Genomic DNA, 26,273 nt, shown 5'->3' on the forward strand with positions numbered 1-26,273 from the left:
TCACGATGCAACCGCTTTTCCCTTGCCGCTTAAAACCGCATCGAGCGCGAGCTTCAATTCTTCCCGGATATCAACGGTTTGGGAAAGGATCTGCTCGAATTTCAGAAAGTCGAGCAAGCCAATTCGTTCAACATTCGGACGCAGGAAAATATGCGGCGGACGATTGCGGAATTTGTTCTCTATAATCGAACACATGGTGAGCTGGTTTGCTCCCATCACCGCTTCAATCGTTGTCGGCATGTAGTCATCCGGGCCAACAGGCGCTCCGACAACATCAATGCCGATAACAATATCGGCCTTATCGAACAAAAGATCGAACGGAACCGGATTGAGCAATCCACCATCAACCAGAATGCGTCCACCACGCCGCACTGGCCGGAAAACAGGTGGAATGGCGCAAGAAGCAGCAATCGCCGAGCGCAGATCGCCCTCATCGATGTGTAACTCAAGTGCCGCGTGAAAATCCGACGCCGTGATGACCATTGGGATTTTCAACTCCTCCACGTTCTCCGGCAGAGAAGCAGGAAGAAAAACTTCCAAAATCTTTTCAATGTTGAATTGGCTGACGCGGAAGCCGCCTTTCAGCAACTCCACCCAGCGTTCAGGCCGCGCTTGCCACATACGGCGCGCGACTTCCGATCGGCGATTAAAAATCGCCGCCATATATTCATGAATTTCATTGCCGCTCATGCCATTTGCCATTCCCGCACCGACAATCGAACCGATGGACGAACCGGCAATGGCCACCGGCTTAATGCCGAGTTCATCGAGAACTTCTACAATATGGATATGCGCGATACCGCGAGCACCGCCGCCGCCAAAAGCGACCGCAATACGCGGAGATGTGGGAATGCTTATATCCATGAAGTTTTCCTCACGGCGTATTGGAGCGCTTCCATGGCGCGCTCCAATATTTGTTTTGCCTATGTGTTAGGACTGCGCAGGCCCAAAGATCAGAATTGCAGGTTCTGCTTCCAGAAGCTTTTTGGCAATAGCCTTCACCTGATCGAGCGTCACCGCATCGATCAATTCAGCGCGCTTATCGATATATTCACGATCAAGACCAGCTTCCTGCAGACCAACAAGCGTGTCGGCAATGGATACAGAAGAATCGAGATTATTCACCGCATAAGAGCCTTTGAGATAGCTCTTGGCAGCTTCAAGTTCAGCTTCTGTTGGACCGTCATTTGCCATTGCTGAAACCTGCTCACGGATGATCTTAAGCGATTCCTGTGCCTTTTCAGGGCGGGTCGCCGTTGAAATAGTGAGTGCCGATACGTGGTCGCGCAGCGCCATCGATGATGAGACGGAATAAGCCAAGCCGCGCTTTTCACGCACTTCCGCATAAAGACGCGAGGTGAAGCCACCGCCAAGAATATGATTCATCAGATAGGCTGCAAAGAACTCAGGATCTTTGCGCGGGATTGCCGGATAGACAAAGCTGATCGATGTCTGCGGCATATCAAAGCTGAGGCTGGTTGTCGTACCAAGCGCGAGTTTCGCATCCGGCACCGGCACCAGTTCTGCATTTGCTGGCAAGTCGCCAAACACCTTGTCCAGCATCTCACCCAGATCCTTGGCGTTGATCGAGCCGACAACACCAACCGTCAGGCGATCACGGGCGAAGTTCTTGCGATGGAATGTGGCGAGGTCTTCGCGGCTGATCGACTGCAGCGATTTGACCGTACCTTCATCTGGACGACCATACGGGTGATTACCGTACAAGACTTCCGAGAATTTGCGCGACGCAATGGTCGAGGGGTTACGCTGCGAGGCCTCAAGGCTCGCAACAACCTGCTGGCGAATGCGATCAACTGCATCCTGATCGAAGCGCGGTTTATTAACGGCCAACGCCAGAAGATCACTGACAGCATTGCGGTTTTCAGCCAACATACGGATGCTACCCGAAACGGAATCAGGGGAAGCTGTAAAGCTCATCTCACCACCGAGATTATCGATGCGCTCCTGAAAGCTGTCAGAATCGAGATCGCCCGCACCTTCGTCGAACAGGCCGGTCATCAGATTGGCAAGACCTTCCTTGCCACCCGGATCCTGCGATGTGCCTCCCTTGAACGAGAAGCGCATCGAAACGAGTGGGACAGAATTGTCCTCAACCAGCCAGGCTTTTATGCCCTTTGGTGAGACAACCTCCTGAATTTCTATAGCATTTGCAGGCAGGTTTAAAATGATGAGCAACATCATCGATGTTGCAAGTGCCATCATCGCAGTCTTTGCACGATTAACGTTCAACGCAATAGCTTTGCTCACTGGATTGCTCCTCCCGCGCCATTCTCGTTATTGCCAGCGGCAGCATTCGGATTTTCGCGTGCGTTTTCAGGTTCTGTGTCTGGCGGCAGCAAATAGCTAGTCACCGACTGGTCCTTGACCAGATAGCGGCTTGCCGCATCTTTGATCTGCTCGACGGTGACACCCTTGATCACATCCGGCCATTTCTGAATATCTTCGATACTCATGCCGATGGAGAGAGTGGATCCATAAATCCGGGCCATACCGGACTGGCTGTCCCGCGCGAATGTCACTGCCTTAAGAAAGCGATTGCGCGCCTGATCAAGCTCGGTCTGTGTCACACCCTCCTTGATGATACGGGCAACTTCGGCATCAACTGCCTTTTCAACATCGGCCAGCGTCTTGCCGTTTTGCGGTGAACCGTAAACCGAGAATGTGCCGTCATCGAGCGGATCGCCATCATAGCTGGCACCCGTGTTGGATGCGATGCCCTGCTTGACGATCAGTTCCTGATAAAGACGCGAGCGCAGTGACCCGCCAAGAATTTCGCTCAGCAGGTCGAGTGCCGGTGCGTCTCCTGCCTTCACATCCGGGAATCGCTTCTCATTGGAATAAGAGGGCACCAGCCATGACATGCGGAACGACGGTGTGCTCACACGATCATCATGCAGCGTCACGACGCGGGCTGCGTGCTTTTCCGGTTCCTGCGGGCGCTCACGAGGCAAAACATCAGCACGCTTCGGGATTTTGGCCCAAGTTTTCATAACGAGATCACGGACGCGCTCCGGCGTTACGTCACCTGCAATAACCAGTGTCGCATTATTCGGCGTGTAATATTGCTGGTAGAAATCCACCGCATCTTTCAGGCTGAGCTTTTCCATTTCCTGTCGCCAGCCGATAACCGGCACACGGTAAGGATGGTTGTAGAACAGCACGGCATCGGTGTTTTCCATCAGCATCGCTGCGGGATTTGAATCGACGCGCATACGACGCTCTTCAAGGATCACCTCGCGCTCAGTCGTCACGGCTTCTTCATCGAGAACCAGATTGGCCATGCGATCCGATTCATATCCCATCACCATTTCCAGCGCGTCAGGTGCAACGCGCTGGAAATAGGCCGTGTAATCATACGAGGTAAACGCATTTTCCTGACCGCCAATCGCTGCAATCTTCGCGGAGAACTCTCCAGCCGGATAGGTCTTGGTCCCCTTGAACATCAGATGTTCAAGAAAATGCGCAATGCCGGATTCACCGGGAGCCTCATCAGCTGAACCGACGTGATACCAGATCATCTGCGTGACCACCGGCGCGCGGTGATCCGGAATAACGACGACCTTGAGGCCGTTTTCCAGCGTGAAGCTGCTGATATCTTCGGATTTCGTGATTTCTGGCAGATTTGCTTGTTCTGCAGGCTTAGCAGCCTCAGTCACTACAGCGGGTGCAGGCGTCTGCGCCCGGACCGAACCTGTTGCAAGCGGCAGAGCCAGCGCCAAACCAAGGGCGGTGGACAACAAATAGTGCCGGAGTGAGGGGTTATTCACCAAACGACATCTCCAATCAGTTTCATTCCGCCCTGACAGCTATGAGATGTCTGGCGAGCGGCAAGACCTGTATTTATATTCAATGTGTCTCCGAAACCGGTCGCCCGGGTTCGGATATAGTTTTATCCCGATCAGAGCCCATTTTGATCTGACTTCATCAGATCGGTGCCCTGATTATCTGCTTTTGCGCATCTTATCCGAAAACCGTTTCACACTTTTTCGGGATGCGCTTTCAACTGGATGAGGCGGATAATGGTGCCACCATAATTCCGCTCTTCATGAACGACGAATCGTTCATCCAGTTCCAGCGATGCTTCCGCTTCCTCTTCAAGCACGATAAGTGCGTCAGGATTAAGCCAACTGCCTTCCAGTGCAGATAAAAGAGCCTTTTCCCCCATGCGGCGACCATAGGGTGGATCAGCAAATATCAGATCGAAAGGCTCCATCGTGCCCGCTTCACCAAGCTTGCAAGCATCGCGGCGCAGAACCTTGGTCTGGCCCTGAAGACCGAAAGCTTCGATGTTCTGTCGAAGAATGCCGCGACCTTCCGCAGATTCTTCGACGAAGACCGCATAGCGAGCGCCGCGAGATAGCGCTTCGAGTCCGAGCGCGCCCGTTCCCGCGAAGAGATCCAGCACGCGACCGCCGTCCACCTTATCGGGAAAGCTATGCGCGAGAATATTGAAGAGGCTTTCGCGCGTGCGATCCGTCGTTGGACGGATCGCATTTGTTGCAGGAGTTACGAGCGCGCGCCCGCGGAATTTACCGCCGACGATCCGCACCGCTGCCCCCTGGCTTGCCACCGCGTGGCTTTCCATCGCCGGACCGGCCATTGCTCGGCTTTCCGCCTGAACCGCCACGATCCGGACCCTTGCCAAAGCCTCCTGGACCCTTCGACGGGTTACGACCTTCGCCAGAACGTGGTCCGCCACTGCGCGGGCCACGATCCGCGTTTCCGGCGCCAAAACGGCCTTCACCACGCGGACCTGAAGGCTTGCCGAAGCTGCGACCCTCATAACCACCCGATGATCTCTCACCGCCTTCAGCCTTCAACTCGGCGCGCTCGCGCTTACCCGGACGGCGTTCCTGCTTGCGATCATCACGGCCTTCCGGACGTGGACTGCGCCCCTCTTGCGGACCCTCATAACGGCGCGGACGATCCTCGCGACCTTCTTCTCGGCGCTGATCACCATCCCCAAAACGGCGTGGGCGTTGCTGAAAATCACCTTCACCACGCGGGCTACGGCTTGCAGGACGTCCTTCTGAACGACCCGCTGGCCTGTCGGAACGCCCTTCTGAACGGCCCTCAAAACGACGCGGACGATCTTCACGACCTTCATCACGGCGCTGATCACCTTCTTCGAAACGACGCGGACGAGACTTGAAATCGCCTTCAGAGCGGTTTGCGCGTTCACCGCGAGCAGTAGCACGCGCGGCTTTTTCTGCTGCAGCTTTTTCACCCTGTGGGCGTGCGCCGGAGGCCATCCAGACATTCACCCCACCACGACGACGCGGTTCGATCTTGTCTTCTTTCTTTTCTGGACGCTTGCGGCGCTCAGGCTGGCTCGAAATCCATTCACGCTCGCGTGGCTGGCGGCGATACTCGCCCTCCTGCTCACGCGGCTCGCGCTGTTCCATCTCGCGCGCAGTACGGCCCTGAACAACGGTGTTGGAGAATTCATTCAGAATTGGCGCATCGAAGTCCGCGCCAGATTCTTCTACGAGTTTTTCACCCAGCTGATCGCGCAAAATGCGGCCGCGAATTTCACGCACACCACCTTCTTCAAGATCACCGAGCTGGAAAGGACCAAACGAAACGCGGATCAGCCGTCCAACAGTCAGGCCCAATGCGCCGAGAATGTTCTTAACTTCGCGGTTTTTGCCTTCGCGCAGACCAATAGAAATCCAGACATTAGCACCCTGCTCGCGCTCAAGCGTCGCTTCGATACTGCCATAAAAGACGCCATCAACGGCAATGCCGTTTTTCAACTCGTCAAGCTGCACCTGCGTGACCTTACCATGGGCGCGGACGCGGTAGCGACGCAGCCAGCCAGTCGACGGCAGCTCCAGAACACGCGACAGACCACCATCATTGGTGAGCAACAGCAGCCCTTCGGTATTGATATCGAGACGTCCGACAGAAAGCACACGTGGCATTTCAGCAGGCAGCGCTTCAAATACGGTCGGGCGGCCCTCAGGGTCACGGTTGGTAGTCACAAGGCCCGCAGGCTTGTGATACAGCCACAACCGCGTGCGCTCAGCCTGCTTCAGCTGCTTGCCATCGACTGTGATGACATCCGTGCGCTTTACATTGATCGCCGGTGTGTCGAGAACCTTGCCGTTCACCGAAATACGGCCTGCCGCAATCATGGTCTCTGCTTCGCGGCGCGAAGCAATACCGGCACGGGCCAAACGCTTGGCAATGCGCTCGCTGGTATCTTCACCCTCCTGCGGAGCACGAGATCCGAATTTGCGCGGCGCTCCGCGATCGTCATCACGACGAGGTCGATCATCGCGTGGCTTGCCGTCGCGAAAACTATCGTCGCGGGGACCGGAGCGTCGCTCACCGCGTTCGCCACGCGTACCGCTTGGGCGGTCACCGCGGCCTTCGCCACGTCCATGCGGGGGACGTCGACCGCCTTTGTTGTCGTCTTCTGTGCTCATCTGGTATTGGCCTTTCAGCAGCGCCGCCGTGTCGTCTTTCGCCCCTTTTCAACTGGGAAAGAGCTGTCCGGTCAAAAACGCCGTATAAATCCGTTCGTAAATCGGTTTTGATTTCGTGACTTATGCAGTAACAAATCGCTCATTAGCTTGCGAGCGAAATTTCCCTATCTTGGCTATGAAATGAGGTCGGTTTGAAAAAGGATGCAGATATTTCATCCCAGATATCAGTAAATCCAATGCAGATCGCCCTCCAAGAGGCCAAATCTGCAGCGCTGCGTGGCGAAGTGCCAATCGGGGCCGTCATCGTGCATGAAGGAGAAATCATCGCCAGCGCAGGTAACCGAACCCGCGAGTTGAACGACGTCACTGCCCACGCGGAAGTGCTTGCAATTCGACATGCCGGCGAATTTCTCAAATCCGAACGTCTCCCCGATTGTGATCTTTACGTAACGCTTGAGCCTTGCGCTATGTGTGCCGCAGCAATCTCCTTCGCTCGTATTCGGCGGCTTTATTACGGTGCATCTGATCCAAAAGGCGGTGGCGTTGAATATGGGCCACGCTTTTACACGCTGCCCACATGCCATCATGTGCCTGATGTTTATGCCGGATTTTCCGAAGAAGAATCCCAGAAACTGCTCAGAGAGTTTTTTCGCGAGAAGCGGTAGGCAAGCTTAATTAACGGCACGGCGACCAGTCATGTGACGCAGCGTATTATCGCGCAGCGCAAAATGGTGCACCAATGCCATGAACACATGACCAACAATTACAGCGAGCAAAACCCAACCCAGAAGACCGTGCGCCGCATTGCCTGGTGCGGTCAGTGCAGCATTCTGCACATCAGTCTGTTGGAAAACTTGGATGCCGAATGCAGAAAACCCGCGACCGCTCCCGTAACTGCGCAGTAACGCAAGCGCGGGAACTGCAAACATCAGTATATAAATAACCAAATGCCCCGCCGCGGCGAGTTGACCTATCGCGCCCTGCTTTCGTGGCCGCTTGGATAGGTTCAGCAAGCCCCACACTCCACGCAACAACACAAGTATCAACAGGGAAAAGCCAATCGTGTGATGCGCAGACCAAAAGAAACTGTAGGCTGCACTATCCTTTATGAAAACCCGCAGAATGGCAGATATGAATTGCCAAAGGAAAAGGACGGCCATGAGCCAATGAAACACACGACTGATGACGCCGTAACCATTGGGACCATCCCAAATCTGATTTGTTTTATCCATTACTGTACCCTAGTTTCCGAAAAGCAGCAGGATACGCTCTGACAGAATAGTTTCGTTGATTGAAATCAAATATTGGTTAGAATAACCAACATTAAAAATATTTAATATTTGAAAAGAACAGTCACAGAACAACGTCATTTTAATGACAAGCCGCGAAGTAAATAACAAAAAAAAGCCGGAAGATTGTTTCTTCCAGCTTTCTGATTTTTAAAAAATTATACTATAGTATTAGTTCCAAGGAAGCAGATCACGCCAGCTCTTACTTCCGCCGCCAGCAGCTTTCTTACGCTCGCGTTCTTTCTGCGATTCATCCTGGCCCAATTCACCCACAGCTGCCGTCGATGCGGGCTGACGGTAACCGAGAGGCGGTTCACTGAGATAGCGGCGCGTCGTGGACGAGCCTTGCGTCTGCGCTTCACGCTGCTTCTTCAGCTCAGCAACTTTCGCTGGATCAAATGTCGGCGTACGGGATTCATAGTCTTCGCGACGGCTGTTACCGCTTGGAAGAGAAGCCCGAAGATTATTGGCAACCGCTACGTCCTGTTCAACAGGCGAAACAAAGTTCGGGTTGTCGCGATTTGCAGTGATTTCATCACGCAGACGTTTACGGCGCTGCTCTGGTGATTCTGGCCACGAAGGATCACCCGCGCTTGCAACGCTTTCCTGCGGAGCAGGCAGCGAGCCCTTGTCGCCCTGAGCAGGACGCACAAGATCAGGACGCGGCTTGTAATCGATGCGTTCTTTTTTCTTGCCCTGACCGAAGCTGGCCATGTTCGACATGTCGTCGAGGAGCTGCGCACTCGCCGTTTTGTCGGTTCCGTAGGTCGGCGACGATACACATCCAGACAGTGCGAAACCCGCAACCGCCGTCATCAATACCAGAACTCGTCCTTCAATCTTCATTAGCGCCACTTCTTTTACGCCTGTCGATTTTCTTTTCGTCAAAGGCTTCTTTGTCACCCTTGCCGCAAGAAACCGGCAACTCCAAGGCAGATTGCAAGTTTATCTCAAGGAGAGCCTTGTACATGAGAGCATCTCTACGGGCAATCGCGATATTAACCGCTATTTCACCATGCTCTCACTCATCAAGGCAAGCCCTGTCGTGAAAAAGCCCGGACGCGCGATGCATCCGGGCATTATTATCAGGCTGAAAGCCGTCCGAGAGCCTTCAATTCATGCAGCGCTGCCGCGTCACGGGCCGAGACTTCCGGGAATTCCGCGTCCGAACCGACGTCGGTTGTGTATCGCCACGAACGCGCGCACTTCTCACCTTCTGCACGAACAGGAACGACCGCAACGCCCTTGACATCATCAAGCGTGAAAGCCTCAGCAGTTGCTGCAGCATCTGTAAGTGAGATGTCGCTGGTGATGCAGATTTCAGCGAAATCCAGACCTTCAAGCGAATCGGCGAGGCTCTTGTCAGTAATGTGGACAACCGGAGCTGCCTCCAGCGAAGAACCAATGCGCTTGTCTGCGCGTTCCAGTTCCAGCGCACCCGTAACAACGCGGCGAACATTACGAACCTTGCGCCACTTTTCAGCCAACACGTCATCGCGCCATTCAGCTGGAATCGCACGGAACTGCTCCAGATGCACCGATGTCGACTGTGGATAGCGGTCAAGCCATGCTTCTTCCGTGGTGAAAGGCAGCATTGGCGCAAGCCAGGTGGTTACGCGATCGAAGATTTCCCGCACAGTCTGAAGGGCGGCCTTGCGGCGAACACTCGACGGCGCATCGCAGTAGAGAGCATCCTTGCGGATATCGAAGTAGAAAGCCGAGAGTTCGACATTCATGAAGTCGATCAGTGCACGGGCAATGCGCTTGAAATCAAACGCGTCGTAGCCTGAGCGGACAACCTCATCGAGTTCGGCAAGACGATGCAGCATCAACCGCTCGAGTTCCGGCAGATCAGCGTGAGGCAAGGTTTCGCCTTGGTCATGGGCGAGGGTGCCAAGCATCCAGCGGATCGTGTTACGCAGTTTGCGATAGGCGTCGATATTGGTCTGAATGATATTCTTGCCAAGACGCTGATCTTCCCAATAGTCGGTGGTCATCACCCACAGACGCAGGATGTCAGCGCCAGAATCCTTGATCACATCCTGCGGCGTGACAGTGTTTCCAAGCGATTTTGACATTTTCTTGCCGTTTTCATCCATGGTGAAACCATGGGTAACGACAGCGTTGTAGGGCGCGCGGCCACGCGTTCCGCAGCTTTCCAGCAGCGACGAATGGAACCAGCCGCGGTGCTGGTCAGACCCTTCAAGATAAACGTCGGCAGGCCACTTCATGTCCTCACGATCTTCGAGCGTGAAAGTATGCGTCGAACCAGAATCGAACCAAACGTCGAGAATGTCGCGAACCTGCGTCCAGCCCTCATTTGCGCGGCTACCGAGGAAGCGTTCACGCGCACCTTCCGCAAACCATGCATCAGCACCCTCTTGCTCGAAAGCTTCGAGGATGCGCTTGTTGACGGCATCGTCCTGCAGGATATTGCCTTCTTCATCCGCGAAAACGCAGATCGGTACGCCCCAAGCCCGCTGACGCGAAAGCACCCAGTCCGGGCGACCTTCGATCATTGAGCGCAAACGGTTCTGACCGGCAGCTGGAACGAAGCGGGTTTCCTCAATGGCCTTGAGTGAGCGCGAACGCAGCGTGGTTCCATCGCCGAGGTTCTTGTCCATATAGACGAACCACTGCGGGGTGTTGCGGAAAATTACCGGCTTCTTCGAGCGCCATGAATGCGGATAGGAATGCTTCAGACGACCGCGTGCAAAAAGTCTATCATGCGCGATGAGCTGCTTGATGACAGCCTCGTTTGCATCGCCCTTCTTGCCGTTATCATCGATAACACGCGCGGCACCGCCGTCGCGATCCGGACCAAAGCCAGGCGCATCCTTGGTGTAATAACCGTCATCGCCGACCGGGAAAGGAATGCTTGGATCGATACCGCGCGCTTCCAGCTCACGAGCATTGTCCATCCAGGCTTCAAAATCTTCACGACCGTGGCTTGGTGCGGTGTGAACAAAACCCGTGCCGGCATCGTCGGTTACGTGGTCGCCGGAAACCAGCGGCACTACAAATTCATATCCGCCGCCGAAGCCCTTAAGCGGATGTGAAAGCTCATTTCCTGCAAGTTCTTCGCTCGAGACATCGCGCAGACGCTTGAACTCAAGCTTAGCTTTCTTGGCGCATTCTTCAGAAAGCTTGTCAGCAAAAACCAGCTTTTCGCCGGGCTGAGGACCGAAATCGTTCTCGGCAGCGACAACTTCGTACAGACCATAGGCAACGCGCGAGGAATAAGCCACCGCACGATTGCCCGGAATGGTCCAAGGGGTTGTAGTCCAGATAACAACGGAAGCGCCTGCCAGATCGCCAGTTCCGGCTACCGCGAACTTGACCCAGATCATATCCGACTCGATGTCGTGATATTCGACTTCGGCTTCAGCAAGTGCCGTGCGCTCGACAACCGACCACATGACCGGCTTCGAGCCGCGATAAAGCTGGCCAGTGACAGCAAACTTCAGGAGTTCGCCAGCGATCCGCGCTTCCGCATGGAAGTTCATGGTCGTGTATGGGTTTTCGAAATCACCGCAGATTGCAAGGCGTTTGAACTCTTCCGACTGGACTTTGATCCAGCCCGCCGCGAACTCACGGCATTCCTTGCGGAACTCGTTGATTGCGACTTCGTCCTTGTTTTTGCCCTGTGCGCGATATTTTTCTTCGATCTTCCACTCGATCGGCAGACCATGGCAATCCCAGCCCGGAACATAGTTCGAGTTGAAACCACGCATCTGGAACGAGCGCGTGATCACATCCTTGAGGATCTTGTTCAGCGCATGGCCGATATGGATATTGCCGTTTGCGTAAGGAGGGCCGTCATGCAGGACGTAAAGCGGACGGTCCTTGGCGTCTTCACGCAGCTTTTTGTAGAGGTTCATTTCCTCCCAACGCTGCACAAAAAGCGGCTCGCGCTGCGGCAGGCCTGCGCGCATCGGGAACTCGGTCTGCGGCAGATTGAGGGTTTTGGAATAATCGATCTTGTCGGTCATTTTACGCTTGCCTGTCATTCCCGCATGTTTTGATACGAGGGGAATATGCTTTGAACGGTCAGGAGGCTGCCAAACGCAGCCGGGAAAACTCAGGAGGCTGCGAGGCACAGCCGGTCGCTCCCGGACCTTCCTGCCATGCGCCGCTTAAAAGCAGCGCCATCAAGGCTTAGAGGAAGGCCGGGCCAATAATTCGTATAGCCGTGCCGATGTGCCGAAAATCCGTCATCATGGGCACGCTTTTAGCAATGACCTTCGCAGGAATAAAGAGGCAGGGCGCAATAAACTTGCAGCCCTGCCTCCGAAAACTTTACAGATTGACCGGATTTTTATCAGTCGAGCGAGAAATCAAAACGATAGGTCGCAGATACGCCAACCATAAACTGGTTCGGCGAACCGTGCTGCTTCACGATGCTCGAATCCTTTGCCGGACCCTGAAGACGGCTATATTCGCCAAACAGACTGGTATCGATCTTGTCAGTTGCTTTCCAGGTGATGGCGCCGCCAACACCGACCGATTCCCAACCGCCACCCGGACGATATTCCTTCACACCCGATGCAACAGCTTCCTCAGCCGTTACGCCATAATAGGTCTTGAAGTAATCCTTGGAGGCGAAGGTTGCACGCGGGCCAGCCGAAACACGAACGACAGGCGTTACGTCATAGAACGCATCGGCGGCAACATCAGCGACAACACCCTTGTGCGCGCGAATACCATGACGCACTTCACCGCGGACACGCAGCCAGTCAGTTGGGTAAACATCGACGAAACCACCGGCTTCACCGCCGAACTTGGTTTCGTGAAGACCATCAATCTTGGTGTCGCGCTCGAACATCAATTTGCCGACAGCACCAACACGGAAGCGATCCTGATCTATGAGTGCAAAAGAGACATTGTCATTGCGCGATGAAAAGCGTTCTGCCTCACCCTGACGGCCAAGCGAAATCAGAGGCTGCGCTGAAAACCTATACTTGTTGGAACCTTCGAACTTCGGAGCAATCAGGCCAGCAGCACCCACCTTGAGATACCAGTCGCCAGACCAGAAATACTTGCGAGCCGGCTTGGCGGGTTCCGCAGCATAAACGTCTGTCTGCTGCATATCTGCAGCAACGGCCGAGAAAGAACCCACGAACAATGCAGCGCCTGTAATAAAGGCAAGGGAGATACGCGTCACATGAAACTCCGATAAACAGCGCCCCGGAAACTTTAGGGGCATTTAATACTATGTGTACGGAATATGTAAAATTAAACTTAAATCTCAGGTAGAAATTACTACAGGCTTTTTCGCAGCATGACTCTCAGAAGTGGAAATCCATTACGCGTCAGAACCGCCGTGGTAGCTAAGCTGGAAAGGATAGTAGACGATCCAGTGCGGATATCGGTTGTGCTCCCGCGAGGATCGCGCGCGCTTCTTCTTCATCCCGTTTCATTTGAACAATCAGCGGATCAAGACCGTCGAATTTAATTTCACCGCGCAGATAGCCAAAGAAAGAGACTTCAGCAACTTCGCCATAAAGCTCGCCTGCAAAATCGAAGACGAAAGTTTCAAGCAACGGCTTCCCATCACTGTCAACAGTCGGACGACGGCCAAAACTTGCGACACCATCGCGCAAACTGCCGTCCGCCCTGCGGAAACGCACAGCATAAATGCCATGCTTCATGCTCACATGATCATCGATTGTCATATTGGCGGTTGGAAATCCAAGCGTGCGACCAAGCTTCTTACCGTGAATAACTTCTCCGCTCACACGATAGCGATAGCCAAGAAGACCTGCCGCTTCGGAAACCGCACCATCGCATAAAAGCGCTCTGATGCGCGTGGAGGAAACGACATTTCCGCCCTCGTCGCTGAATGCATCCACCAGAGAAACACTGAACCCCGATACCTCTCCGGCTTCCACGAGGAATTGCGGTGTGCCACGGCGTCCCTTACCAAAATGGAAGTCATAACCTGTGACCACGCAATTGGCGTGCAAACGCTCGACCAGAATATTGCGCACAAAGTCTTCAGCAGATTGCGCCGAAAAATCTGCTGTGAACGGCTGCTCCACCACAGCGTGGAAACCCATCAGTCGCAGAATTTCGGCTTTTTCGACGGCATCGGTCAGGCGCTCAACAGGCTCGTTGGGCTTGAAGAAACTGCGCGGGTGCGGCTCAAAAGTCAGAACAACAGCAGGCAACCCATCCCGCTGAGCAATTTCAAGCGCACGCTCCAACACTGCCTGATGGCCACGGTGAACACCATCAAAATTGCCTATTGCCACAACGCAATCACGCAATGTGAGCGGCAATGCATCCGTTCCTGAAAGGCGCTGAAAAGCAGGTTTTGTCATGGTCGAAGCAGGTTCTCGAGGCGGATGTCAGACGAGTGCGTAGAGCGAGGCGATTGGTGCATGGCCATGCTTTTGCAGAAACGCGTTCATTCTCTCGAAGTCGACATTTCCATCAGCTGTGTAATCCGCTGCATGAACACCACCGGAAATATAGAGCACATCGAGCCCATAATCAGCGGCGCCCTTAACATCTGTCAACACTCCGTCGCCGATCCCGAGGATACGGGTCTTTTCAACAGGCGAACCACGAATTTCTTCAACCGCTTTTGCAGCAGCTTCGTAAATCGGGCGATGCGGTTTGCCTGCAATCAGCGTGCGACCGCCAAGCTGACCGTAATCGCGCGCCAGCGCGCCAGCACACCAGATCAGGCGCGGTCCGCGTTCAACCATAATATCCGGGTTTGCGCAGATGAAAGGCAGATTGCGCGAACGAAGACGTTGCAGCAGCTCCGCGTAATTTTCCGGCGTCTCGGTTTCATCGTCATAAAGACCCGTACAGACGACGCCCGAAGCTTCGAACTCTTCAACAAGCTCGACATCCAGACCTTCATAAATCGCCAGCTCACGTTCGCTACCGATATGGAAGACCTTGCGCGGACCTTCAATAATGAGATCACGGGTCACATCGCCGGAGGTGACCACACGGTCATAGGCATCTTCCGGCACACCGAGCAACGTCATCTGTGCAATAACGCTGCCAAACGGACGTGGTGCATTGGTTACGAGAATAACCGTTATGCCCTTGGCGCGCGCACGCTTTAAAGCCTCGACAGCAGGTGCAAATGCAACTTCACCATTGTGCAACACACCCCAGACATCACAGAAGATCGCATCATATCCGTCCGTCAGATCGTCTAGGCGCTCAGGCAGTTTCATCACTATCCTCTAGTATTGTGGTCCGGCATATACCGGCAAAAGAAGGAGCCCGACCGTTCCATGCTCAAGCAAACAGTCGACTTTGGTGAAGATGCGTATCAGGCATCCTGCGAATTCCTCTACTAGAATGCGCCTGATCTGTCACCACGCTTGAGCCTATCTGCGTCCAAATGCACGCCCGGATGAACGCATTGTGTTTGAACGATAAGTCTTCCTGCAATCAGAGGTCGTTAACCAAGCCTGCCATTTCCTGGATATAACCCGCCACAGGTGCTTATTTTTCCGCCCGCCTTGCCAGCCATCTGTATAGTCCCCACATTGCAGGCAACAGCACGCCGATGCCTGTGACAGGCTGATTTTCAGAATTTATTTTCTGCTCTGTCAAAAAACGGCAACGATCCTTGACAAAGAATAGGACCAGTTCTATCTCTTTGGCACGTTAGCACTCGGACAGATGGAGTGCTAACAAGCGCGGATCGGTTCGATCCGTTAACAGGGTTCAACGTCTATAACACCAAGGGTTATACCATGGCTGATATCAAGTTCCGCCCGCTTCATGACCGCGTCGTCGTTCGTCGCGTTGAATCGGAAGCTAAGACCGCTGGCGGGATCATCATCCCTGACACCGCTAAAGAAAAGCCGCAGGAAGGCGAAATCGTCGCTGTTGGCGCTGGCGCTCGTGACGAAGCAGGCAAGCTGATCGCTCTCGAAGTTAAGGCTGGCGACAAGGTTCTGTTCGGCAAGTGGTCGGGCACAGAAGTCAAGATCGGCGGCGAAGACCTGCTGATCATGAAAGAATCCGACATTCTCGGAATTGTTGGCTAATCCCTCTGGTTCGCGCCGGTTAGGCGAAGCCACAGATTAGTTTCTACCTGAATATCAACTCACCATAATCTGACCGGGACATTTCCCAGGAGAGTAAAATGGCTGCAAAAGACGTAAAATTCGGTCGCAATGCGCGCGAAAAGATGCTGCGCGGCGTCGATATCCTCGCTGACGCTGTGAAGGTAACGCTCGGCCCAAAGGGTCGTAACGTTGTTATCGACAAGTCCTTTGGCGCTCCACGCATCACCAAGGACGGCGTATCGGTTGCCAAGGAAATCGAACTCGAAGACAAGTTCGAAAACATGGGCGCACAGATGCTGCGCGAAGTGGCTTCGAAGACCAACGATACTGCTGGTGACGGCACAACCACTGCGACCGTTCTCGGTCAGGCTATCGTTCAGGAAGGCGCAAAAGCTGTTGCTGCCGGCATGAACCCGATGGACCTGAAGCGCGGTATCGATCTCGCAGTCACTGAAGTTGTTGCAAACCTTCTTAGCAAGGCCAAGAAGATCAACACTTCGGAAGAAGTTGCTCAGGTTGGCACCATCTCCGCTAACGGCGAAGCCGAAATCGGCAAGATGATCGCTGAAGCGATGCAGAAAGTCGGCAACGAAGGCGTGATTACGGTTGAAGAAGCCAAGACCGCTGAAACCGAACTCGAAGTCGTTGAAGGTATGCAGTTCGACCGCGGCTACCTGTCGCCATACTTCGTCACCAACCCAGACAAGATGGTTGCTGATCTCGAAGACGCATACATCCTCCTGCATGAAAAGAAGCTTTCGAACCTGCAGGCTCTTCTGCCAGTGCTCGAAGCTGTTGTTCAGACCTCAAAGCCACTCGTCATCATCGCTGAAGATGTTGAAGGCGAAGCTCTCGCAACGCTCGTTGTCAACAAGCTGCGTGGCGGCCTGAAGATTGCTGCTGTTAAGGCTCCTGGCTTCGGCGATCGCCGTAAGGCAATGCTCGAAGACATCGCGATCCTCACCGGCGGTCAGGTTATCTCCGAAGACCTCGGTATCAAGCTTGAAACCGTTACGCTCGACATGCTCGGCCGTGCGAAAAAAGTTTCGATCACCAAGGAAAACACCACGATCGTTGACGGTGCAGGCCAGAAGGCTGAAATCGATGCGCGCGTTTCGCAGATCAAGCAGCAGGTTGAAGAAACCACTTCTGACTACGACCGTGAAAAGCTTCAGGAACGTCTTGCCAAGCTCGCTGGTGGCGTTGCCGTAATCCGCGTCGGCGGTGCAACGGAAATCGAAGTCAAGGAAAAGAAGGACCGCGTTGACGACGCCCTGAACGCAACCCGCGCTGCGGTTGAAGAAGGTATCGTTGCTGGTGGTGGTACCGCCCTGCTCCGCGCTTCGTCGCAGATCGTTGCCAAGGGTGCAAACCCTGACCAGGAAGCTGGTATCAACATCGTTCGTCGCGCTCTGCAGGCTCCTGCTCGCCAGATCACGACCAATGCCGGTGAAGAAGCTTCCGTCATCGTTGGCAAGATCCTTGAAAACGGCTCGGACACCTACGGCTACAACACTGCCAATGGTGAATTCGGCGACCTGATCAAGGCTGGCGTTGTTGACCCGGTTAAGGTTGTTCGCACCGCTCTGCAGAACGCAGCATCAGTGGCTGGTCTTCTGATCACGACTGAAGCCATGATCGCTGAACTGCCTAAGAAGGACGCAGCTCCTGCTGGCATGCCTGGCGGTATGGGTGGCATGGGCGGTATGGACTTCTAAGAAGTCCATAGAGAACGGGGCAAATAAGCCTGCACAGAGCACCTGTGCAGGTGAAAGCCCCCAAAAAATAGAAAACCTTCGGCCTCTGCCGAAGGTTTTTTTTTGAATTTTTAAAGTGCAACGCGTCTTCACACATCAAGTGGCGACCAAGATTTGCAGTATAAAATCGGAAGAAAAGCAGCCTTCGATTGGCTTTCTTACATTATGTAACTCTTTGTGATTTATAGAAAATTTACCTATCCCGGGCTTTACTAAGGAAGCTGCGGCTATTTTAGCATTTTCTGATTTACATTCCGCGGTTTTCATGGTCAATCGCTACCAATACGAGATGGACTTCCTGTTTGCCCCCGCACTTTGGAAGTCCTGTCTCAGGCAACAGGAAAGGCAGGCTCGCGCCTGCCTTTCCACTTTTACGCTTTTAACTTATCGACTGCTCATTCCGCCGCTTCAGCCTGGTCATAACCGTGGACCGGCTTCCGCGCGTCATAACGCGCTCGCGCCATCATGACTTGCGCCTCATTAGCGACTGCCCACTCTCCCAAACCTCGAACCGGCCTGAGAAGATCGCGGCCAAGTTCCGTCAATTCATACTGGACCTTCGGTGGAATGGTCGGGAAGACAGTTCTGGAGACAAAGCCGTCGCGCTCGAGATTGCGAAGCGTCGTCGTCAGCATTTTCTGCGAAATGCCATCAACTGTGCGGCGGATTTCATTAAACCGCATCGGACCATTGCCAAGATAACTCACAACCAAGACCGTCCACTTATCGCCGACGCGCGACAAAATATCGGTCACAGCCCTGCAAGCAGTGGTTTCCTTGAAGTCACCGGGTTTCATAAAAGTGCCTCCTTGCGCCTTATTCAGTCACCGGTATAGCGTTAGTCTCTATTGGTTACCACTAAAAAGGAAATATCGATGAGCAAGCTTAAAGTTGCAGTGATTGTCGGCAGCACTCGTGAACAGCGTTTTTCTCCAGTATCAGCGGAATGGATTGCAAAGGTCGCAGCCGCACGACCTGAATTCGATGTCGAAATCCTCGATCTGGCTGATTATCCTATGGGTTTTTATGGCGACATAGCAACAACCACCGCACAGGCAGAGACAGCCGACAGGTGGAAGACCAAGCTACGCGAGTTTGACGCCTATATTCTGACGGCTGCCGAATATAACCATGCGCCAACAGCGGTTCTGAAAAATGCCATCGATTATGGTGATTGGATTGAGAAGCCAATCGGCTTCGTCGGCCACGGCGGCGTCGGCGGTGCACGCGCTGTCGAACAGCTGCGGATGATCGCAGTTGAGATGTCTTCGATGTCGGTGAAAACTGGCGTCCATATCTTGTTCCCAGATTACCTTGCAGTCGTCAAGAAAGAGAACACGCTGGATGACTTCCCGCATCTGGGGGAAGCCGCCAAGAATATGCTGGATCAGCTTGCGTGGTGGGGTCATGCCCTGAAAGCTGCACGCCTCGGCTAATTCATTCGCGACAAACCGCGGCACTATGCCAATGCTTGGGACCGCGGCTTGTCGCACCGTTTTTTTGCCCTATGATTATCTGAACTGATCATGGGATGGATAATTAAATGCGCCAGGAACGACCGATAGCCACTGCACCGAAGGACGGACGCAAAGTAACTGTGGTATGGATCGATGATGACGATCAGCGCAATGAATCAGTTGGTCAATATCGTTCTCTTGATAAGCTGAAAGCCGGTGGTGGCGACTGGGACGAAACTGACACCGGATGGTGGATTTTCACCGACAGTAAAACCCAGCAGCGGGTCGAGCCGACCGCGTGGATTTCAGAAACCGACGACGGCGATGACGACAACGAGGATAACTGAACCTGGAGTGGGTGCTGCACTCGATAAAATTTGACTTTTATATTCATATTTTATCAAATAACTGAGAGCTAGGGCTGCTCTACGAGCATTCCATAGCCAATAATCCAGCAATGCTGTTATTCTCGATTCTACGGGCGGGCATTTCCCCCGCCTGAAACAAGCCGGAGACTGAAGATGACTGCCACGCGTACCGAAACAGATACTTTCGGACCCATCGATGTTGCCGCCGACCGTTACTGGGGCGCGCAAACACAGCGTTCTTTGCAAAATTTCAAGATCGGTGGCGAACGTATGCCCCTGCCTCTGGTTCATGCATTGGGCGTCGTCAAGCGCGCAGCAGCTGAAACCAATATTGCTCTGGGTAAGCTTGATCCTGTTCTTGGACAGGTCATCGCCGTTGCGGCATCCGAAGTGATTGAAGGCAAGCTCGACGATCATTTCCCGCTTGTTGTCTGGCAGACGGGGTCAGGTACGCAGTCAAACATGAATGCCAACGAGGTTATTTCCAACCGCGCCATTGAGCTTCTGGGCGGCGAGCTTGGCTCGAAGAAGCCAGTCCATCCGAATGACCACGTCAATATGGCCCAGTCTTCGAATGACACTTTCCCAACTGCAATCCATATTGCAACGGCAGTTGAGACTGTTCAACGCCTCTTCCCGGCTTTGGAACACCTCACCAAAGCACTCAAAGATAAGGAAGTAGCGTTCGAGCACATTATCAAGATCGGCCGCACGCATACGCAGGATGCGACGCCTGTCACGCTTGGACAGGAATTCTCAGGCTATCGCGCAGCGCTGGAATATGCGCGCCATCGCATTGAACAATCGCTTGCGGACGTGTTCCTGCTGGCACAGGGCGGAACCGCCGTTGGCACTGGCCTAAACGCACCAAAAGGTTTCGATACTGGCTTTGCGAACGCTGTCAGCGAAATCACCGGTCTAAGCTTCAAGACAGCCCCCAACAAATTTGAGGCGCTCGCAAGCCACGGTGCGCTTGCAAACTTCCATGGCAGCCTGAACGGGCTGGCGGCTGATCTTTTCAAAATCGCCAACGACATCCGCTTCCTTGGCTCCGGTCCTCGTTCTGGTCTTGGCGAATTGTCGCTGCCGGAAAATGAGCCCGGCTCATCAATTATGCCGGGCAAGGTTAATCCGACACAAGCTGAAGCTCTCACCATGGTGGCAACACAGGTCTTCGGCAACCAGACCACAGTAACCGTTGCTGCAAGCCAGGGACACTTCGAGCTTAACGTATTTAAGCCGGTCATTGCTTATAATGTACTGCAGTCGATCCGAATCTTAAGCGATGCCATGGTCTCGTTTGCGGATCACTGCGTGGAAGGCATCGAGGCCAACGAAGACCGCATCAAGGATCTTCTCGATCGTTCGCTGATGCTCGTAACTGCTCTGGCACCAGCTATCGGCTATGACAATGCCGCCAAGATCGCAAAAACCGCGCACAAGAACGGTACAACCTTGCGCGAGGAGGCATTAAAGAGCGGACATGTATCTGAGGAAGATTACGACCGGCTCGTGCGCGCAGAAAAAATGATCGCCCCAGATTGATTGTGCGCAATTAGTGAACAAACTGTCGAAGAATATCCATCTTTTCTTGACAGTGTGGAGCAGGTATTGGGTTGGTCAGTTTAATTGGAGATTCCCCTGATGTCGTCTATCACTCCTCAGAGCAACGGCTTTGCCACGCTCGTCGCACGCGTCTTTCTTTCGATCCTGTTTATTCTCGCTGGCTTTAGCAAGCTGACTGCGATTTCCGGCACAGCTGGTTACTTTGCGGGCCTCGGACTCCCGGTTCCAACTGTAACCGCTGTTCTCGTTGGCCTTGTTGAGTTCGTAGGCGGCCTCGCCATTCTCGTTGGTTTCCAGACACGTATTGCTGCTGCAATCGTGGCTCTGTTCACCATCGGTGCAACGCTTGTAGCGCACATGAACTTCGCTGAAGGCATGAACGCGATGATGGCACAGAAGAACCTCGCCATTGCTGGCGGTCTGATCCTTCTTGCACTGCAGGGGGCAGGTTCGATTTCGATCGACGCAAAGCGCGGCTAATTCCCGCTCTCATGCCCGACCTTGAAAAGCCGTGCTTCATGAGCACGGCTTTTTAGTATCAACTTTATCAAGACACAGAACTGTTACTTAGAGCTCGCAATGATTGCACCGCACGATCTTGTAAGATATTGCAACCGCCTATTTTAATTTTGGAAAGACATATCGTCCTCCCAGACGTGTCTCATAACTTAGCTTGTAGAGAAAAAATGGCCGTTTCACCCGCAACGAACAGTCAGCCTCGTGCTGATGCCCATACGGGCAACAATTACAGCTTTGCACTTGCCAGCCTCACGATGCTCTTCTTCATGTGGGGCTTCATCACTTGTCTCAACGACATTCTCATCCCGCATCTCAAGGGAGTTTTTCAGCTAAACTACTTCCAGTCGATGCTGATCCAGTTCTGTTTCTTTGGTGCTTACTTCATCGTCTCACTGCCCGCTGGCGCACTTGTCAAACGTATATCTTATAAATGGGGGATCGTGACCGGTCTGGTCATTGCAGCCGTCGGCTGCGCGCTGTTCATTCCGGCCGCCTCCTATCGGGTTTACGAACTCTTTCTTGGCGCGCTTTTCGTGCTGGCTTCGGGTGTAACCATTCTTCAGGTCGCGGCAAATCCCTATGTCACCATTCTGGGCGCGCCTGAAACAGCCGCCAGCCGTTTGACACTGACACAGGCTTTCAACTCGCTCGGCACAACCGTCGCACCATCTTTCGGAGCGCTCCTGATACTGTCCGCAGCAACCAGTGATGCAGCAAGCTCTGCGCAAGCGGATGCAGTACAGTTCCCTTACCTCATGCTGGCGCTTGCTTTCGCGGTTCTCGCAATCGTTTTCGCAATCTTGAAACTGCCTGACGTTCAGGAAGAAGAAACGGCGGTCCTCACAAAAGAAGATGGTTCAGCTTGGCAGTATCGCCATCTTGTCTTGGGCTCTATCGGCCTGTTCGTCTATGTCGGCGCTGAGGTCAGCGTAGGCAGTTTCCTCGTCAATTTCCTCAACGACCCCAATGTTGCAGGTCTGGCAGAATCTGAGGCTGCACATTACGTTTCCTACTTCTGGGGCGGCGCAATGCTCGGTCGCTTTATTGGCGCAGTTGCCATGCGATATATCGATGACGGCAAGGCGCTGGCGTTTAATGCCGCTATGGCCATCATTCTGCTTCTCATCACAGTTGCAACCACTGGCCATGTCGCTATGTGGTCGGTTCTGGCAATCGGTCTCTTCAACTCGATCATGTTCCCGACGATCTTCAGTCTGGCTCTGCATGGCCTTGGAAAGCACACCAGTCAGGGTTCCGGGATCCTGTGTCTGGCCATCGTTGGCGGCGCGATCATCCCGCTCATTCAAGGCGCGCTTGCAGATAGAGTAGGCATTCATCTGGCATTCCTGATGCCTATCATCTGCTACATCTACATCGCCTATTACGGCTTGATTGGCAGCAAGCCTAAAATCTAAAACAAAAAAGCCGGTCTGAAATTCAGACCGGCTTTTTAGGTTCAGTATTATATTATTAGCCAACCAGACCCTTTCGGATACGGGCAATCACATCCTGAACGCGGGCATTCTGATCGCTACGACGAGCTGAAACCAGACAAGCCTGCGACCGCAGGATCACTCCATCTTCAAGTACTTTGAGCTGATTGGCTTTGAGCGTCGAACCGGTGGAGGTGATATCGACAATCATGTCTGCAGAACCCGCCGCAGGCGCGCCTTCAGTTGCCCCCAAACTTTCAACGATGCGATAAACCTGAATGCCATGCTTCTGCGAGAAGAACTGCTGCGTCAAGCGCCAGTATTTGGTAGCAATGCGCAGACGGCGGCCATGACGCTGGCGGAAGTCCGCAGCAACATCATCAAGGTCGGCCATAGTCGTTACGTCCCGCCACACTTCCGGAACAGCGACCACAACATCAGCATGGCCAAAGCCGAGCTCTGCTTCAATCGCCACGCGCTCATCGGCATGGGCTAACGTTTCACGGATAAGGTCTTCCCCGGTAACGCCCAGATCAACGCTGCCATAGCCAAGCTCGCGTGCGATTTCTGAAGCCGATAAGAACAGAATGTCGAGATCGCCTTCACCTTCAACCCGTGCACGGTAATTGCGCGAGTCATCTGGCAAAATGACCTTGTATCCTGCCTTTTCGAGCACTGAGAGCGTCTGCTCTTTTAGCCGTCCTTTGGACGGAAGCGCCAGCGTTACAGTCATGATTGTTCTCCGCTCAGCGCCTCAAGTCGGTCTAGCCAGATGGAAAACCCGACGCCCGGAATGTTTTCGGACGCACCAAGCATGGTCAAAAGCCGATCATAGCGGCCGCCCCCGGCAATCACCATGTCCTTGTCGCCGCCCGCCTGACGGATTTCATAAACAAGACCTGTATAATAATCGAGCGGGCGTCCGAAGGATGCGTCGTAAACAATATCTTCAGCAGAAATACCGGCAGCGATAATCGCATCCGTGCGCGCTTCAAACTTTTGCAGAACCGCACTTAGATCCAATGAGTTGTCGGCCGCAAATGCCCGCAATGTAATCGTTGCAACTTCGAGCGAAACGCGGGTCGAAAGGAAACGTTTTAGCACATCAAGTGCAGATGATGGAAAACGTGCTGCAGCCAGATCTTCCTTTTCGATCAAACGACGCGCGATTTCGGCAGGCGTACGCCCTGCCCCCGGTGACATGCCAGCTTCAAGCATTTCAGCTTCAAGCATGCGAGCCAATCCTGCCTCATCACCTTCCGCAACGAGACCGGCTAGATGCTCCGGCAACGGGTTAATGCGCTGTTCGCCAGTCAGCTCGGCTAAAGCTGCTTCCATTGTGCGATCGTCGCCAAAGGCACGCAGTAGCTTCTTGCGCCATCCTTGCGGAAGACCCAATGCCTTTAGCATACCTGCGAAAACCGACTGGTCGCCGAGAACAATTTCGAGTGCTGCATCGGGCGCGGCGGTATGGACACAGGCCAGCGCATCAGCAATCGAACGCGCGTCCGAAGCCGCTTCATCCGTCGCACCAAGATCCTCAATCCCGGCCTGAAGGAACTCTGCCGCACCATCACGACGCTGGCGGAACACTTCTCCAAGATATGCATAGCGCTTAGGCGTTGCAGCATTGAGTTCGATATGATTGCGGCAGACAGGAATTGTAAATTCTGGCCGCAAGCAAAGGCTATCGCCATTTTCGTTCTCGGTGAGAAAAATGCGGCGGCGCAAATCCTCGCCCGCCATATCCAGAAACGGATCAGCAGGCTGGATCAGTGGAATATCGACAAGCTCGGCTTCACGGGCATCAAGTTGCCCGCGGAGCGTGCTAAGGACTGAAGATGTGCGTTGACCTGCCATGTTAACCGTCACTTCGCCTGCTGCGCGCGATCACTTGCCTGCGCTTCAAGAATTTCGCGCACTACAGCAACGATAGCCTCTTCCTTAACCGTAACCTGCGCCGGTCGACTTTCGCGCCAGGTTGCGTTGTCTTCAATCTCGGCTGATATCCGTTTGCCTTCGATCAGATCCTTGATCTGAACTTCGCCAGCTTCGCGCTCCTGCGAACCCTGAATGATCACACATGGCGCATCCCGGCGGTCAGCATATTTCATCTGCGCCTTCATGCCGGAACCACCGACATACATTTCAGCACGGATGCCTGCCTGACGCAGATCGGAAACCATCTTCTGATAACGACCGAGGCTTGCGGCGTCCTTGTCCATGACCAGCACGACGACCGGACCAACCACGTCCGACACATCAAGCTTGCCGAGATTTTTCAACGCTGTCATCAGGCGCGAAACGCCGATGGAGAAGCCGGTGGCCGGGACTGGCTCACCGCGGAAGCGGGACACCAGACCGTCATAACGACCACCGCCACCAACCGAACCGAACACGACCTTCTGGCCATCTTCGTTGGTGACATCGAACAAAAGCTCGGCTTCAAACACGGGACCGGTGTAATATTCGAGACCTCGCACGACCGACGGATCGATCTTCACGCGACCTTCATAGCCACCAGCGTCAAACAGAGCTTCCATATCGGCAAGCTCTTTCACGCCTTCCTCGCCTTTGGCGTTACCGGCAACCACGGCCTGCAAGTTGGCGATGGTTTCAGCACCTGTTGCACCGCCCGCAGCGGTGAAGGCCAGAACCTTTTCCACGGCGGCATCGGACAGTTCTGCGCCCTTGGTGAAATCGCCGCTTTCGTCAAGACGACCCTTGCCCAGCAAAAGACGAACGCCGTCAGCGCCAAACTTGTCGAGCTTGTCGATAGCACGAAGAACATTAAGGCGCTTGCCCGCATTCGCATCACCATCAAGTCCAATGGCTTCGAGAACGCCGTCGAGAACCTTGCGGTTGTTGACGCGGATCACATAATCGCCGCGCTGAATGCCAAGGCGTTCTACCGTGTCTGCCATCATCATGCACATTTCAGCATCAGCCGATACGTTTGGCGCGCCTACCGTATCGGCATCGAACTGCATAAACTGGCGGAAACGTCCAGGACCCGGCTTCTCATTACGGAAAACCCAACCGTTGCGATAACTGCGATAAGGCTTAGGCAGGCTTTCGTAGTTTTCAGCCACGAACCGCGCCAGCGGCGCGGTCAAATCATAACGTAACGAAAGCCACTGTTCATCATCATCCTGAAACGAAAATACACCTTCGTTCGGACGATCCTGGTCCGGAAGGAATTTTCCGAGCGCATCGGTATACTCGATGAGCGGTGTTTCAACCGGCTCAAAACCATAAAGGTCGTAGACTTCGCGGATGGTCGCCGTCATCTTTTCGGTGGCGCGCAAATCATCCGGCACCCGATCGACAAATCCGCGCGGCAACCGCGCCTTCATCTTGTCCGCTTTGTCGGCCATTTTTCCCGCC

The 26,273-nt window shown here is 53.9% G+C and carries 23 protein-coding genes; 8 read left to right on the forward strand and 15 right to left on the reverse strand.

From position 1 onward, the window contains the following. The 5 genes from KMS41_17665 to KMS41_17685 all read right to left on the reverse strand — a co-directional run bounded on the left by KMS41_17665 (position 1) and on the right by KMS41_17685 (position 6,452). Positions 1-864 carry a patatin-like phospholipase family protein gene (locus KMS41_17665; GenBank protein QWK79306.1) on the reverse strand — a complete coding sequence of 288 codons (864 nt, stop codon included), beginning with the start codon at positions 862-864 and terminating at the stop codon, positions 1-3. A gap of 66 nt (positions 865-930) precedes the next feature. After that, entirely contained in the window at positions 931-2,268 is a 1,338-nt protein-coding gene (locus KMS41_17670) for an insulinase family protein (protein QWK79307.1), read from the reverse strand. Then, positions 2,265-3,788 carry an insulinase family protein gene (locus tag KMS41_17675; GenBank protein ID QWK79308.1) on the reverse strand — a complete coding sequence of 508 codons (1,524 nt, stop codon included), beginning with the start codon at positions 3,786-3,788 and terminating at the stop codon, positions 2,265-2,267. Before KMS41_17675 ends, KMS41_17670 begins: the two co-directional genes overlap by 4 nt. A gap of 209 nt (positions 3,789-3,997) precedes the next feature. Beyond that, on the reverse strand, positions 3,998-4,606 hold the full coding sequence (rsmD, locus tag KMS41_17680) for a 16S rRNA (guanine(966)-N(2))-methyltransferase RsmD (GenBank protein QWK80300.1): 609 nt from the start codon (positions 4,604-4,606) through the stop codon (positions 3,998-4,000). After that, complete coding sequence (locus tag KMS41_17685; GenBank protein ID QWK79309.1) at positions 4,551-6,452, reverse strand: pseudouridine synthase; 1,902 nt, start codon at positions 6,450-6,452, stop codon at positions 4,551-4,553. Before KMS41_17685 ends, rsmD begins: the two co-directional genes overlap by 56 nt. A 191-nt stretch (positions 6,453-6,643) precedes the next feature. Here KMS41_17685 and KMS41_17690 point away from each other — a divergent pair, with 191 nt between their 5' ends. After that, complete coding sequence (locus tag KMS41_17690) at positions 6,644-7,117, forward strand: nucleoside deaminase (protein ID QWK79310.1); 474 nt, start codon at positions 6,644-6,646, stop codon at positions 7,115-7,117. A gap of 6 nt (positions 7,118-7,123) precedes the next feature. Here KMS41_17690 and KMS41_17695 read toward each other — a convergent pair whose 3' ends face one another. From KMS41_17695 to KMS41_17720, 6 genes are all read right to left on the reverse strand, one after another. Next, positions 7,124-7,684 (reverse strand): cytochrome b, encoded by a 561-nt coding sequence (locus tag KMS41_17695; protein QWK79311.1) that lies wholly within the window; start codon positions 7,682-7,684, stop codon positions 7,124-7,126. A 228-nt stretch (positions 7,685-7,912) separates the two neighbouring features. Beyond that, positions 7,913-8,587, reverse strand: a complete 675-nt coding sequence (locus KMS41_17700; GenBank protein ID QWK79312.1) for a hypothetical protein — start codon at positions 8,585-8,587, stop codon at positions 7,913-7,915. 239 nt (positions 8,588-8,826) lie between these two features. Then, positions 8,827-11,733, reverse strand: a complete 2,907-nt coding sequence (gene ileS / locus KMS41_17705) for an isoleucine--tRNA ligase (protein ID QWK79313.1) — start codon at positions 11,731-11,733, stop codon at positions 8,827-8,829. 329 nt (positions 11,734-12,062) lie between these two features. Continuing rightward, the gene (locus tag KMS41_17710) at positions 12,063-12,947 is read right to left on the reverse strand and encodes a MipA/OmpV family protein (protein ID QWK79314.1); all 885 of its coding nucleotides are present in this window, start codon (positions 12,945-12,947) and stop codon (positions 12,063-12,065) included. A 124-nt stretch (positions 12,948-13,071) separates the two neighbouring features. Beyond that, positions 13,072-14,064 (reverse strand): bifunctional riboflavin kinase/FAD synthetase, encoded by a 993-nt coding sequence (locus tag KMS41_17715; protein QWK79315.1) that lies wholly within the window; start codon positions 14,062-14,064, stop codon positions 13,072-13,074. 27 nt (positions 14,065-14,091) lie between these two features. Next, positions 14,092-14,940 carry a TIGR01459 family HAD-type hydrolase gene (locus tag KMS41_17720; protein ID QWK79316.1) on the reverse strand — a complete coding sequence of 283 codons (849 nt, stop codon included), beginning with the start codon at positions 14,938-14,940 and terminating at the stop codon, positions 14,092-14,094. A gap of 528 nt (positions 14,941-15,468) precedes the next feature. On the opposite strand from KMS41_17720, the gene groES reads away from it, so the two are divergent. Together groES and groL are read left to right on the forward strand one after the other, a co-directional pair. Next, positions 15,469-15,765: a co-chaperone GroES gene (gene groES / locus KMS41_17725; GenBank protein ID QWK79317.1), complete on the forward strand. Its 297-nt coding sequence runs from the start codon at positions 15,469-15,471 to the stop codon at positions 15,763-15,765. Between the two features lie 98 nt (positions 15,766-15,863). Continuing rightward, positions 15,864-17,504 (forward strand): chaperonin GroEL, encoded by a 1,641-nt coding sequence (groL, locus tag KMS41_17730; GenBank protein QWK79318.1) that lies wholly within the window; start codon positions 15,864-15,866, stop codon positions 17,502-17,504. A gap of 434 nt (positions 17,505-17,938) precedes the next feature. On the opposite strand, the gene KMS41_17735 is transcribed toward groL, so the two are convergent. Then, positions 17,939-18,340: a helix-turn-helix transcriptional regulator gene (locus KMS41_17735; GenBank protein QWK79319.1), complete on the reverse strand. Its 402-nt coding sequence runs from the start codon at positions 18,338-18,340 to the stop codon at positions 17,939-17,941. 78 nt (positions 18,341-18,418) lie between these two features. Between KMS41_17735 and KMS41_17740 the strand changes: the two genes are divergently transcribed. The 5 genes from KMS41_17740 (at position 18,419) to KMS41_17760 (ending at position 22,868) form a co-directional block, all read left to right on the forward strand. After that, the gene (locus KMS41_17740) at positions 18,419-18,979 is read left to right on the forward strand and encodes an NAD(P)H-dependent oxidoreductase (protein QWK79320.1); all 561 of its coding nucleotides are present in this window, start codon (positions 18,419-18,421) and stop codon (positions 18,977-18,979) included. A gap of 107 nt (positions 18,980-19,086) precedes the next feature. Beyond that, positions 19,087-19,347 (forward strand): hypothetical protein, encoded by a 261-nt coding sequence (locus KMS41_17745; protein QWK79321.1) that lies wholly within the window; start codon positions 19,087-19,089, stop codon positions 19,345-19,347. A 174-nt stretch (positions 19,348-19,521) separates the two neighbouring features. Further along, a complete protein-coding gene (gene fumC / locus KMS41_17750; protein ID QWK79322.1) occupies positions 19,522-20,913 on the forward strand; it encodes a class II fumarate hydratase in 1,392 nt (463 codons plus the stop codon). Between the two features lie 99 nt (positions 20,914-21,012). After that, a complete protein-coding gene (locus tag KMS41_17755; protein ID QWK79323.1) occupies positions 21,013-21,414 on the forward strand; it encodes a DoxX family protein in 402 nt (133 codons plus the stop codon). Positions 21,415-21,620: 206 nt separating this feature from the next. Beyond that, positions 21,621-22,868, forward strand: coding sequence for a sugar MFS transporter (locus KMS41_17760; GenBank protein ID QWK79324.1), 1,248 nt, complete (start codon positions 21,621-21,623; stop codon positions 22,866-22,868). A gap of 55 nt (positions 22,869-22,923) precedes the next feature. On the opposite strand, the gene KMS41_17765 is transcribed toward KMS41_17760, so the two are convergent. The 3 genes from KMS41_17765 to hisS are packed head-to-tail and all read right to left on the reverse strand — an operon-like array spanning position 22,924 to position 26,263. After that, on the reverse strand, positions 22,924-23,619 hold the full coding sequence (locus tag KMS41_17765; protein ID QWK79325.1) for an ATP phosphoribosyltransferase: 696 nt from the start codon (positions 23,617-23,619) through the stop codon (positions 22,924-22,926). Continuing rightward, on the reverse strand, positions 23,616-24,746 hold the full coding sequence (locus tag KMS41_17770; protein QWK79326.1) for an ATP phosphoribosyltransferase regulatory subunit: 1,131 nt from the start codon (positions 24,744-24,746) through the stop codon (positions 23,616-23,618). The genes KMS41_17765 and KMS41_17770 overlap by 4 nt, the downstream gene beginning before the upstream one ends. Positions 24,747-24,754: 8 nt before the next feature. After that, on the reverse strand, positions 24,755-26,263 hold the full coding sequence (hisS, locus tag KMS41_17775) for a histidine--tRNA ligase (protein QWK79327.1): 1,509 nt from the start codon (positions 26,261-26,263) through the stop codon (positions 24,755-24,757). Positions 26,264-26,273 lie beyond the last annotated feature (10 nt).

Source organism: Ochrobactrum sp. BTU1, from assembly GCA_018798825.1.
Classification (GTDB): Bacteria; Pseudomonadota; Alphaproteobacteria; order Rhizobiales; family Rhizobiaceae; genus Brucella.

Excerpts from the sequence above, each read along its gene's own strand:
- groES (QWK79317.1), top strand. The coding sequence starts at position 15,469 with ATGGCTGATATCAAGTTCCGCCCGCTTCATGACCGCGTCGTCGTTCGT.
- KMS41_17695 (QWK79311.1), bottom strand. The coding sequence starts at position 7,684 with ATGGATAAAACAAATCAGATTTGGGATGGTCCCAATGGTTACGGCGTC.
- KMS41_17700 (QWK79312.1), bottom strand. The coding sequence starts at position 8,587 with ATGAAGATTGAAGGACGAGTTCTGGTATTGATGACGGCGGTTGCGGGT.
- KMS41_17755 (QWK79323.1), top strand. The coding sequence starts at position 21,013 with ATGTCGTCTATCACTCCTCAGAGCAACGGCTTTGCCACGCTCGTCGCA.
- fumC (QWK79322.1), top strand. The coding sequence starts at position 19,522 with ATGACTGCCACGCGTACCGAAACAGATACTTTCGGACCCATCGATGTT.
- KMS41_17710 (QWK79314.1), bottom strand. The coding sequence starts at position 12,947 with ATGCCCCTAAAGTTTCCGGGGCGCTGTTTATCGGAGTTTCATGTGACG.
- hisS (QWK79327.1), bottom strand. The coding sequence starts at position 26,263 with ATGGCCGACAAAGCGGACAAGATGAAGGCGCGGTTGCCGCGCGGATTT.
- KMS41_17685 (QWK79309.1), bottom strand. The coding sequence starts at position 6,452 with ATGAGCACAGAAGACGACAACAAAGGCGGTCGACGTCCCCCGCATGGA.
- KMS41_17770 (QWK79326.1), bottom strand. The coding sequence starts at position 24,746 with ATGGCAGGTCAACGCACATCTTCAGTCCTTAGCACGCTCCGCGGGCAA.
- KMS41_17740 (QWK79320.1), top strand. The coding sequence starts at position 18,419 with ATGAGCAAGCTTAAAGTTGCAGTGATTGTCGGCAGCACTCGTGAACAG.
- groL (QWK79318.1), top strand. The coding sequence starts at position 15,864 with ATGGCTGCAAAAGACGTAAAATTCGGTCGCAATGCGCGCGAAAAGATG.
- KMS41_17720 (QWK79316.1), bottom strand. The coding sequence starts at position 14,940 with ATGAAACTGCCTGAGCGCCTAGACGATCTGACGGACGGATATGATGCG.
- KMS41_17735 (QWK79319.1), bottom strand. The coding sequence starts at position 18,340 with ATGAAACCCGGTGACTTCAAGGAAACCACTGCTTGCAGGGCTGTGACC.
- KMS41_17745 (QWK79321.1), top strand. The coding sequence starts at position 19,087 with ATGCGCCAGGAACGACCGATAGCCACTGCACCGAAGGACGGACGCAAA.
- KMS41_17665 (QWK79306.1), bottom strand. The coding sequence starts at position 864 with ATGGATATAAGCATTCCCACATCTCCGCGTATTGCGGTCGCTTTTGGC.
- rsmD (QWK80300.1), bottom strand. The coding sequence starts at position 4,606 with ATGGAAAGCCACGCGGTGGCAAGCCAGGGGGCAGCGGTGCGGATCGTC.
- ileS (QWK79313.1), bottom strand. The coding sequence starts at position 11,733 with ATGACCGACAAGATCGATTATTCCAAAACCCTCAATCTGCCGCAGACC.
- KMS41_17760 (QWK79324.1), top strand. The coding sequence starts at position 21,621 with ATGGCCGTTTCACCCGCAACGAACAGTCAGCCTCGTGCTGATGCCCAT.
- KMS41_17765 (QWK79325.1), bottom strand. The coding sequence starts at position 23,619 with ATGACTGTAACGCTGGCGCTTCCGTCCAAAGGACGGCTAAAAGAGCAG.
- KMS41_17715 (QWK79315.1), bottom strand. The coding sequence starts at position 14,064 with ATGACAAAACCTGCTTTTCAGCGCCTTTCAGGAACGGATGCATTGCCG.